Annotated in this window: 8 protein-coding genes; 1 reads left to right on the plus strand and 7 read right to left on the minus strand. The window is 39.0% G+C overall.

Translation table 11 applies throughout. The features are described from left to right. Nucleotides 1–84 precede the first annotated feature (84 nt). The 7 genes from GM418_RS06625 to GM418_RS06655 all read right to left on the minus strand — a co-directional run bounded on the left by GM418_RS06625 (nucleotide 85) and on the right by GM418_RS06655 (nucleotide 11246). Complete coding sequence (locus tag GM418_RS06625) at nucleotides 85–3372, minus strand: VPS10 domain-containing protein (protein WP_217447721.1); 3288 nt, start codon at nucleotides 3370–3372, stop codon at nucleotides 85–87. Between the two features lie 170 nt (nucleotides 3373–3542). Continuing rightward, entirely contained in the window at nucleotides 3543–6296 is a 2754-nt protein-coding gene (locus GM418_RS06630) for a glycoside hydrolase family 78 protein (protein WP_217447722.1), read from the minus strand. 109 nt (nucleotides 6297–6405) lie between these two features. Then, nucleotides 6406–7155: a LytR/AlgR family response regulator transcription factor gene (locus GM418_RS06635; RefSeq protein ID WP_158864380.1), complete on the minus strand. Its 750-nt coding sequence runs from the start codon at nucleotides 7153–7155 to the stop codon at nucleotides 6406–6408. Between the two features lie 6 nt (nucleotides 7156–7161). Next, nucleotides 7162–8211, minus strand: a complete 1050-nt coding sequence (locus tag GM418_RS06640; RefSeq protein WP_158864382.1) for a sensor histidine kinase — start codon at nucleotides 8209–8211, stop codon at nucleotides 7162–7164. Nucleotides 8212–8220: 9 nt separating this feature from the next. Then, on the minus strand, nucleotides 8221–8928 hold the full coding sequence (locus GM418_RS06645; protein WP_158864384.1) for a LiaF transmembrane domain-containing protein: 708 nt from the start codon (nucleotides 8926–8928) through the stop codon (nucleotides 8221–8223). A 95-nt stretch (nucleotides 8929–9023) separates the two neighbouring features. Beyond that, nucleotides 9024–9398 carry a LiaF transmembrane domain-containing protein gene (locus GM418_RS06650; RefSeq protein ID WP_158864386.1) on the minus strand — a complete coding sequence of 125 codons (375 nt, stop codon included), beginning with the start codon at nucleotides 9396–9398 and terminating at the stop codon, nucleotides 9024–9026. Between the two features lie 147 nt (nucleotides 9399–9545). Next, a complete protein-coding gene (locus tag GM418_RS06655) occupies nucleotides 9546–11246 on the minus strand; it encodes a glutamine--tRNA ligase/YqeY domain fusion protein (RefSeq protein ID WP_158864388.1) in 1701 nt (566 codons plus the stop codon). A 117-nt stretch (nucleotides 11247–11363) separates the two neighbouring features. Between GM418_RS06655 and folB the strand changes: the two genes are divergently transcribed. Beyond that, complete coding sequence (gene folB / locus GM418_RS06660; RefSeq protein WP_158864390.1) at nucleotides 11364–11723, plus strand: dihydroneopterin aldolase; 360 nt, start codon at nucleotides 11364–11366, stop codon at nucleotides 11721–11723. Nucleotides 11724–11914: the final 191 nt, after the last annotated feature.

Here is an 11914-nt window from a genome sequence, read left to right on the forward strand (position 1 = left end):
GAAACGGTTTAAAAACCGCTGGTCACATAAAAAAAGCCCGGTTTTTCCGGGCTTTTTAGTTACTTTATAAACAGCTTTGTATTTTTATTTATTCCAAACCGGCATCCGTCCGGGAGTCCATGGAGCATTTATTTTATTTAACTCAGCTTCCAATGCCGGAATATCTTGTTCAACAATTTTTTTCAAGGCATTTAAAACGGGTGAGAATTCCTCAGCAAGAATTTCATAGCCTTCTTTTTCAGTTGTGGTGATTCCGCTTGTTGAACCGTAATGTGCATAAGTAATATTGCCTAACCTGTCGTTGATTGGCACCTGGCCCGGCGGAACTTCTTCCCCGCTGGCTTTGGCCGGAACACCATTCATTTTGAAATTAAGTTCTTCCAGTTCTTTACCCAGCGCCCGCGCTCTATCCATCAATTCCTGACTGACAGCCGGCGTTGAATAAATGGCTTGTTTAATATGTTCCACTCTTGAACTCATATCCTCAATCATCTGCCCTGTTCCAATCACTGCAATCGCAAGTTTGCTCACTTTTTGTGCAAATTCAACATTCTCCTGATAGTTTCCTGCCGGCAGAGTAGTATTGTTCAATTTTTTACAAACAAATCCAACCGGCTCTGCCAGAGTAGTCAACTCCCCTTCGTGCCACATCTGCAAGCCTACTTTGTATGTTCCCGGCATGGCCAGAATTCCACCTCCCCGACGGCCACCACGTCCTGCCGAAGCCGGATTAAAACTGCCGTTTACACGAACGCTTGTCGGCATAGAATAACGTAAATCCCAATTGATTCTGTTTATTCCTTTTGATGGGGAAGTTGTAATTTGTCTGACTTCATTATTATTTGTGTCATAGATGGTAAAAATCAGATGGCTTGGTTCTTCCTTATCTTCCAGTTGCAGTTCTCTCCAGGTAGGTTGCGGAATCGGTTTTCCTTCTTTAAACAATTTCTTTTCTTCTTCCTTTCGAAGTTGTTTTTTAGTTTTCGGAACTTCTTTCAAATAATAGGTAAATGTGGCTCCGTATTCCGGATTTGGTGCCTTGAAGTATGTACTCCCCTGGTTATCCTTGTTACTGTCCTGAATATACAACAGCGCATCTTTTACAGGAAATATTTTTGCCTCCAGTGCCGCCATTTCGCGTGAAACTTCGCGCAGCGGGCTATAATTATCAAGAATATAAAATCCACGACCAAATGTAGCCAGCACCAGGTCACTTTCACGTTCCTGTATAGCAATGTCGCGAACGGCAATGGTCGGAATTCCGGATTTTAACTGCACCCAGTTTTCACCGTTATCAATTGTAAAAAACACACCAAATTCAGTTCCTGCAAAAAGTAATTCGGGGCGAATAAAATCCTGAACAATGGTATGAGCTGTTCCGTTTTCAGGAAGATTGCCACTAATGGAAGTCCAGGTTTGTCCTTTATCGGTACTTTTATAAATGTAAGGTTTAAAATCGTCGCGTTTTAAATTATCAAAAGTGGCGTAAACCACATTTTCATCAAAACGATCGGGCCAAATGTCACTCACGTATGTATGTTCCGGCACACCGGGAAACGATTTTACCTGTGTCCAGGAATCGCCTCCGTTTTCGGTAACTGAAATCACTCCGTCGTCGGTTCCTGCATAAAGTAAACCTTCTTTAACAGGCGACTCTGCCAGCGACACAATGGTTCCCCACTGCGATGTTGAAACGTCTTTTGCAACTGCGTCGGCAGGCCAGTATTTTCCCATCACCGGGAAACTATTCCGATCCACCTGCGCGGTTAAATCGTCACTGATAACTTTCCATGTATCACCTCGGTCTTCGCTTCTGAAAACCTTGTTCGCAGCCATATAAACACGGGTTCCTTTGTGCGGGCTTACAAATAATGGAGTATTCCAGTTCCACTTATATGTCAGTTCATTTTTTCTCTCACGTGGCTTAATATTAATGGCTTCCTTGCTCTTTTTATCATAGCGGTATACATTTCCATATTGGTATTCGGTATAAACGATATCCGGGTTTTCCGGTTCGGTAGCCACCCAAAATCCATCGCCGCCCAGTGTCACAATCCACTCATCATTGATTACACCATCACGCATAATATTTTGAGAAGGTCCTCCCATTGAGTTATTGTCCTGAGTACCGCCATAAACGTTGTAAAAAGGTTCCGCATTGTCCACATGAACACGATAAAACTGCGTAACCGGGAGGTTTTCTTTAAAATCGAAAGTAGTGCCTGAATCCCAGGTCTCATAAATACCTCCGTCTCCACCTATCAAATAATGTTCGGTATCAGCAGGATCTACCCAGATGGCATGATCATCAACATGTCTTCCGTCGGTACTGATTCGATTCCAGTTTTTACCTGCATCAGTTGTAACCCTCGATACAGTTTCTGTTGAATAGACTTTATCGACATCCTTCGGATCACAAACTATTTCGTTATAATATTGCCCGCTCGAATGATAGTCACCCATTTTTTCCCAACTTTCTCCTTTGTCTGTTGAGCGAAAAAACCCGCCTTTATCGTCAGCTGCTTCTACGATTAAATAAACAACATTTGGATCAACGGGGGAAACATCAATTCCCATTCCACCAATGTCAACGGATGGAAGGCCTTTCATAACTTTTCTCCAGTTTTCGCCACCATCGGTTGACTTATAAACAGCTGATTCCGGGCCACCGCCGATTTTTGTAAACGATGTTCTGCGACGTTGCTCTGCTGTGGCGTACATAATGTCAGGATTGGAAGGATCCATAAGAACATTGTTTACTCCTGTATTCTCACTTATTTCAAGAACTTTATTCCAGTTTTCACCCCCATCAACGGTTTTATACAAACCGCGGTCGCCACCCGGGCCCCATGCAGAACCTTCAGCCGCGACAAAAACAACATCTGAATTCCGGGGATCAATCACAATTCCACCAATCTGACGGCTCTCTTTCAATCCCATATTTTTGAAAGACTTACCTCCATCCAACGATTTGTATACGCCATCTCCATAACCTAATGCACGTTGATGATTATTTTCACCGGTTCCAACCCAGAGCACATTTGCATTATTTGGATCAAGTTCTACAATTCCAATAGAATAAGCTCCATAACCATCAAAAATGGGTTTCCAGGTTGTTCCGTTATTTGTAGTTTTCCAAACATTACCGCTTGCTACTCCTACATAATACTCTTTGGGATTGTCGGGATTTACGGCAAAATCGGCAATTCGTCCACTTGCCCAGGCTGGTCCGATATTGCGGAATTTTAAACCACTCACCAAACTGCTGGTGATAATGGTATCACCCTTTGCTTTCGTTTCTTCTTTCTTTTTTCCAAAAGTCACTGTCGAAACAAAAAAAACAGCAACCAGAATAAGTACAAATCTTCTCATAATCATTTATTTAGTTTAATATTTTTTTCGGGATATTCAGCTAATTCAAAAACAAACTCAAAAAATACAAATGAAAAACTAAGTCAAACAGGACGAATGTCACGATACACACATTTTTTCAGAAAAATATATCTGCATTGCGACACAAAGCTTTCGTATTTTGAAAATGCTTAAAAACCGGAAACAAAATCATAAGTCCCGGACCCAATCCGGTATACAACCCTGTTTTTGTCCAATTTTATGAATTTAAAAATATCGCTGTTATTCAAAGGCAAACCACCTTCGGTAACAGCGGCAACAGAATTACCGGGAATATAAACAATTGCTGAAGTATTGGCGGGGATTTCAACTTTCCAGCGAAACTTATTGTTTGTTTTTTCCCAACTGCTTTTGATTAAACCATAATTTGAACGGTAACTTGCGTTTACAAAATCAAGCCCTTCAATTATTTCAGGTTTCATAATAATTTGCTTAAACCCGGGAGCTTCAGAACCGGATTTTATTCCTGCCAAATTTTCGTAATACCAAATCAATAAATCGCCAAGCATCATAACGTGGTTATACGAATTCATATCGGGTGCTGCCGAGTTTCCGTTCCATAACTCCCAAATTGTAGTTGCTCCGTTTTCAATCATATATCCCCAACTCGGATAAGTCTTATTTGTTGCCAGTTGATAAGCCAGGTCTGCCCGCCCGTTTCCCGTTAATGTCCGCATCAACCACTGCACTCCAATCATACCAGTGCTAAGATGTCCGTCATTCTCTTTTTCAATTATTTCAACAATGGTATTAAATACTTTTTGCTCATGACTCCCGGGAACCATGCCGAAATAAAGAGGTAATAAATTTTCAGTTAATTTATTTTCACCATAAAACGAACTCCGGGAATTAAAAAAATGCTCGTTAAACCCTTTTTTTATTTTTTGGGCTAATTCTTCATGTACCTCCATATCTTCAACTTGTCCGGAAATGAGAGCAAATTTCTGCATCAATTGCATAAAATAATAATAGTATGCTGTGGCAATCAAAGTGCTAGGGTATTTTACATTAGCTGTTTTTCCCATTCCTTCTTCAATGGTAACAGGGGGCTCACACCAGTCGCCATAACTATCTTTGGTTACTATAAAATCATTATTCATGTACCTTTCTTTCATATACTCCAGCCACTTTTTCATGGCAGCATAATTCTCCACGATTCCGCGTTCATAACCAAACTGAGTGTAAAGCATATCGGCCACCATTAAAAAAGTGCCGGGCCAGGTCATGTTATCAGAGTAGTATTTCCAATACGCCGGAGCCACATCGCAAATGCTGCCATCTTTTTTTTGCGAAAGACGAATATCATCAAGCCATTTTGCATATAAATTCTCATTTCCAAAAAGGAAACTTTCTCCGTAACAACCAATTGCACGATCGCCCAGCCAGGGCTCCCTTTCATTTCGCTGCGGACAATCAACCGGAACTCCTTTGTAATTCCCGTTTATTCCCCACCATGCATTTTTAAAAATCTGGTTAAGTAATAAATTTGAACTCTCAAAAGTCCCACTGTTTTCAATGTTATTGTAAACAACTTCTCCGATAAAATTCGCCAAATCCGGTTTTCCAGGGTAACCGGTAACCTCTACATAACGAAAACCATGGTAAACAAAAGTCGGATTCCATTCTTCTGTCTCTTCACCTTTCAGCGTGTAAACATCAGTTGATTTTGCATCCCGCAGGTTGTCGATCACAATTTCATTTTTATCGTTTACAATTTCGGCAAATTTCAAGCTTATCTGCGCGCCTCTCTCTCCCCTCACTTTAAACCTTATCCAGCCCACCATATTTTGCCCCATGTCGAGTACAAATTTCTCTGGTGTCAGATGTGTGATTGAAACCGGTTTAACAATTGCCATTACATTCATATTTTCATTCATCTGGGCTTCGATATCTCCCGGAGGGCCATCAACCACCTCTGCTGTCAACCAGCTTTTCTCGTCAAAACCCACCTTGTTCCATCCGGGCATTTCTTTACGTGCGTCATATTCTTCGCCATCGTATTCGTTATTGCTTCGAATCGGCCCGTCGGCGGTTCCTTTCCACGTTTCATCAGAAACAACAAAGTCTTTTGTCCCATCAACGTAATCTATTTCAAGCTGAAACAGCATTTTAGGATAACCAAAATCCTTTATTTTGTAGAATTTATATTTACGGCAAGAATAAAATTTGCCATTTCCCAGAATTATACCGATTGCGTTTTTGCCCGGTTGGATCTCCCCGGTAACATCAAAAACATTGTATTTAACATTTTTTGAAAAATCGGTTGGCGTGGGAGCCAACTCCTGGGTTCCAATTTTTTCGCCATTAAAAAACAATTCATACAAACCAAGCCCTACAATGTAAGCTTTTGCTGACAGTACTTCTTTTTTTACTTCAAACTCTCTACGAAAATATCTTGCTGAGAGTTTTGAAAAAACAGCCTCCTCGTCCCAGGGAAAAGCACGCTCAAAACCAATCCAGCTGCCCATCCAACTATTTTGATACCGCAAGCCCACCGACCAAAATGCCGGCTCGCTCCATTTGCTTTCACCTATTGGAGTCCAAACTTTTACCTTCCAGTAACAGGTTTCGCGTTCTTTTAACTCGCTACCCTTAAATAAAACGTTTACAGATTTATCCGAATGTACCTTCCCTGAATTCCATACATCTCCAATATTTTCTTTCAACTTTCCGGGACTGGACGAAACGATAATTTGATAATGTGTTTGGACAATTCCTCTTTGTTCGCCTAAAATTTCCCAACTCAATCGAGGGTTTCGGGCCTCAACAGCCAGAGGATTGACACGCATCTCGGTTTTCAGGTTTTCAACCTTAACTTCAGATGCCAGTAAATTTTGGGCTGCAAAATTAAAAAGCAGAAGAAAAATAAGCCAGACTTTTTTCACGATTCAGGAATTTAAGTAGTTATTCCCAAATGTAAAAAATTAGTTTATTAAATCGAAGCGTTTATATCCGACATGAAATTCTGAGAGAAAAGTCTCAATAAAATACAAACTAAAAGTTCAGCACCTCTTTCAGGTTCTTGTAACCGGTTTTACTTACTTTCAGTTTTGTTTTGTCATGTAGAATTACAATATAAGATTCCTTTTCATATTGCTGTATCTCATTGATTTCATCAACCTTAACAATATAGGAACGGTGAATACGAATAAAATCATTGGGATTAAGGGCGGCCTCAAAATATTTCATCGTTTTTTGTTTCATATAGCGCCCTTCTGTTGTATAAATCATTACATAATCGTCCATTGACTCTATATACCGCACCTGATCGACCGGAGAAATGTGAATTTTATGGCGATCTTTCACCACAATCCTGTCCAGATATTCTTCTTTTGGAAAATCACTCACTTTATCGGCAACATCAGAGCTTACACCCTCTTTTTGAATTCGTTCGACCACTTTGTCAACTGCTTCAGTCAGCCTGTCTTTTGAATAAGGTTTCAGCAAATAATCGGCCGCATTATATTCAAACGCTTTTAACGCATATTGGTCATAGGCAGTGGCAAAAATTATATTGGGTTTATGTTCCAGTAACTCCAACATTTCAAATCCGGTAATTTTTGGCATCTGTATATCAAGAAAAACCAAATCCGGTTTTAATTCGTTGATCACCTTTACTCCTTCAAAACCATTTTCACATTCTCCAATAATTTCAACTTTATCAATCGATTTTAAAAATGATTTTAACAAATTACGGGCTAATTCTTCATCTTCTACAATTACGGTTTTTAATTTGTCAGCCATAACACTTTATTTTTGCGGAATAGTTAAAGTTACTACAAATTCTTTTTTATTATCTGAAATTTTTAAGAGTCCCTGGTTCCCATAAATAATCTGAAGTCTTTCCCGAATATTTCGAAGTCCGATTCCCTCTCCTTTTTTGCTGAGTACATTTGGATCGTATGTGTTTGATATAATTACTTCCAGTCCTTTTTCCGTCATTGTACTGACCGTTTTTACATCAACGGGATCAGTTGCTTCGTAAACACCATACTTAATTGCATTTTCATACAATGGCTGCAAAATCATATTTGGAATCTCAGCTTTAAATGACTTTTCATCAATTTCAAACGAGGGATTCAGTTTTTTCCCAAACCTCACCTTTTCGATGTGCAAATACAATTTATTGTTTTCCAGTTCCTGTTTAAAAGAAACCTTTTCATTTTGATCGTGCTTTAAAGAATACCGCATCAATTGCGACAAATTGATAACCATCTCCTGCGCCTTTTCCGGATCGGTCATGGTCAAAGACGAAATACTGTTCAGGCTGTTAAAAAGAAAGTGAGGATTTATTTGAGACTTTAGTGCATGGAGTTCAGCCTCCTTTACAAGTGCCTTTAGTTTTCCTTCGCTTCTTAGTTTTTCTTTAAACCCATTGTAATAATTAATTGCATAAAAAAATACAACATATATGGTGTACATTGCATAACCGGTAAAAATACCATTGGCCATTCTGTTTTGCTCAAACCAACCAACCGGATCCGGATGGAATAACTTTATGGTAACAACACCAAAATACATCCATATAAATATGATAATTGATGCAGCAATGGCGTGCGCAAAAACAACCCTCCAGAAACTGTTATTCTCGAGTGTACTGAATTTGATAACATACCATATGGCTGCGCCGATAACTGCAAATGAAAGCATAAAAGCACATACCTGAACAATTGCTTCAACAGCATTAAAATTATTACTTATTGTTAATACAAGAATATTTGCAACTGCAGCAACTCCCCAGAAAAGACCATAGTAGATTGCTATTCGGGGATTGGTTATAAACGGATGCCTAAAGTCCATCTTTAAAGTTTAGTAGTGTTTAATTTCAACACCGCCAAAAGCAGTAAAACCTTTTATAATTAATGTTTTTGAAGGGTCTGAGCTCACCTGGTGGGGTGAGGCTCCGCGCTTGTCAGAGAAACCGCCAAACACGGCTGTTACTTCATTTTTGACAGTCCAGTCAGGCGGAACTTTAAATCCACATCCTCCAAAAACCGAGACAGAATCAATTACTGCGCCGTTGGAAGACAAATTTGCATTCCTAAGATCATACTCAGCTCCGCCGAAAATAGTTGTGATTTTGCCTCCGTAAAAGTTCAGGGAGTTGATAAAAACTTCCCGTCCTCCAAAGACGACAAAATCATCGAAATAATCCATTCCAAGGTTACTCCTGTCGTGCATAACCGGCTCATTTTTCTTTCGGTGAGTAACTAAAAGAATGACACCGAGAGCAATGATCAAAACCGGCCATCCAATCCGCCGCAATTCATAAGGAATCGTTACGATTTCAGGAATAAGAAAAAAGCCACCAAGAACGACCAGAATTGTCCCACTGGTTCTGTTTCCTCCAACCAGAGAAAATACACCAATACCAATTAACAGCATTTGCCACGAGATAAATATGTCGTCCCAAATATCAGGAATCAAATCCAAACGTTCCAAAATCCAGAATCCCCCGATTGCGATTAAAAATAATCCGAAATAAATTCTTTTCCCCGATGAATTATGATGTTCCATTTTTTCTTATTTACTGTTTCAAATATACCTTTCTTGCCAAACTAATCATTAAAAAACTTTAGTAAAATTGAAGTTTGTGTATTATCGACACAAGTTCAAATTCGTTTTACCACCATTGCCAGCCCTATTCCAATTAAAAGAACCGGAAAAATTAAAGAAAATGTTAGCCCGGGGAAATAAAATAGTTTTGGTAATATAAATATCCCCCCGATAACGATAAAAACGATCCCAAGAGATCGTTTTCCTGCAAGCAAAACCAAACCAACAATTATTAAAATCATCTGCCAGGAGAAAATAAAATGTCCCCATCCGTGAAAGAATTGCCGGATAGGGAAAAAGATGTTCTGCCAGTTAATATCTGGCAGATTAATATAAAATCCCAGCTTTCTGAGAATCCACAAAACTCCTATTCCAATTAAAACGAATGCTAAAACGATTCTCGAATTGTCTTTTTGTGGTTTATTTTCCATGTTGCGGTATTTTAACTATTTATAAAAACAAAAGTAAAACACCAGCCCCAACAAGTCACTTAACATTCGGTTAACACGGGGAATGTATCGGTAAAATGTATTTTTCACCGTTAGACAACAAAAAAGCGGGTGCAAATCCCGCTTTTTTTATTTCTTACTTTGAGCCCTGGCCCACGAGTCTCTTAATGGAACAGTGCGGTTAAATACCGGTAATTCCGGTGTTGAATCATAATCAAAGTTAAAATATCCTAAGCGTTCAAACTGAAAATGATCCAAAGGTTTTGATTTCCTGACAAAGGGCTCCAAATAACATTCATTTAAAACCTTTAAGGAATCTGGATTCATAAAATCTTTGAAATCAACATCCTTATGCCCACCCGGGTCTTCATCAGAAAATAAACGATCATATAATCTTACTTCTGATTTGACAGCATGTATTGCTGAAACCCAGTGGAGAGTGGCTTTCACTTTTCTTCCGTCCGGTGAATTTCCACCTTTTGATGCAGGATCGTACGTACAGTGTAGTTCTACTATTTCACCGTCTTCATCTTTAATTACCTTTGTACAGGTAACAAAATAAGCATAACGCAGACGTACCTCTCGTCCCGGAGCCAGGCGGAAAAATTTCCGCGGCGGTTCTTCCATAAAATCATCACGCTCAATATATAATTCACGCGAGAAAGGAACCTTTCGCGTTCCCATTTCCGGATCTTCCGGATTATTTATAGCTTCGAGTTCTTCCGACTCGTTTTCGGGATAATTTGTAATAACAACTTTTAGCGGATTCAGAACTCCCATTACCCGTTGAGCAGTTCTGTTCAGATGTTCACGAACACTGTACTCCAGAAGCGACACATCGATCATTCCATCGACCTTTGTTACTCCGATTCGGTCAGAAAAATTACGAATCGACTCCGGTGTATAACCTCTTCTTCTGAACCCTGAAATGGTAGGCATCCTCGGATCATCCCATCCATTAACATGTTTGTCTTTTACCAGTTCGAGTAATTTCCTTTTACTCATCACAGTGTAAGTTAAATTCAAACGCGCAAATTCAATTTGACGCGGACGGTAATCTGATTCCTGCAACTGATCAACAAACCAGTCGTAAAGTGGCCGGTGCACTTCAAATTCCAATGTGCAGATGGAGTGAGTAATTCCTTCCCAATAATCGCTTTGCCCGTGTGCAAAATCATACATTGGGTAAACTTTCCATTTATCACCGGTACGATGATGATGCGCTTTCATAATCCTGTAAATGATCGGATCACGCATGTGCATATTTGGCGATGCCATATTTATTTTTGCCCTCAGAACTTTAGCCCCCTCATCAAATTCACCGGCGGTCATCCGCATAAACAAATCCAGATTTTCTTCTACCGAACGGTTTCGAAACGGGCTTTCCATTCCCGGACGTGTTGGCGTTCCTTTCTGATTACTTATCACTTCAGAATTCTGATCATCAACATATGCTTTTCCTTCCTCTATTAACTGAACAGCAAACTCATGTAACTTATCAAAATAATCAGAAGCATAAAACAAACGATCTTCCCAATCAAAACCAAGCCAACGAACATCTTTCTGGATCGATTCCACATATTCTGTTTCCTCCTTTGAAGGATTCGTATCATCAAAACGAAGATTACATTTACCATCATATTTTTTTGCGATACCAAAATTCAGGCAAATTGATTTTGCATGTCCAATATGTAGATAACCATTGGGTTCCGGAGGGAATCGGGTATGCACCCGACTGTCGTTTTTCCCTAGTTTTAAATCCTCATCAATTTGAAGATGTATAAAATTTACTTTCTTTGGTTGTTCCTTCGTTACAGAATTATCCGCCATTTTCTTTAATCTACTTTATTTATTACACAAATGTAAAAAATGATCTGTGAGTTTAATTAATACTACTTTGAATAATTATGAATGGTTACTAATTTTTAATTTCGTCAAAAAAAAAGAATGGGAATAATCGAAATTGAGGGAATGCAATTTTATGCATTTCACGGTCATTACGAAACAGAAAGAGTTGTAGGGAATAATTTTGAGGTTTATTTGCGTTTTGAAGCCGATTGCACAAAAGCATCTATTTCAGACAATTTGAGCGACACAACAAATTACCAGGAAGTATATAATCTGGTAAAAAAGGAAATGCAAAATACCTCTCATCTTTTGGAACATGTTGTGCAACGAATTCTGAATTCTTTGTTTGAAAACTTTCCCGAAATAAAAAATGCACAAGTAAAAATATCCAAGATAAACCCACCAATGGGAGGAGAAATTGAAAAAGTAAGTGTAACGCTTTCTCAAAAAACGAAATAAAAGTCTTCATACAATCCCTTCAACACCAGAGTCCCAAAAATAAAACAGAACCCAAATCAAGACAAAGTTGTCCCAATACAAGACTACACCATCTTTTAATCAAGAAATAAACAACCTCAAAATCAACACATTAAAACAATTGGCATGTTTTTAGAACAATCCTCAATGAAAACACAAAACAGAAAGTAAAA

It is taken from the genome of Maribellus comscasis, assembly GCF_009762775.1.
GTDB lineage: Bacteria > Bacteroidota > Bacteroidia > Bacteroidales > Prolixibacteraceae > Draconibacterium > Draconibacterium comscasis.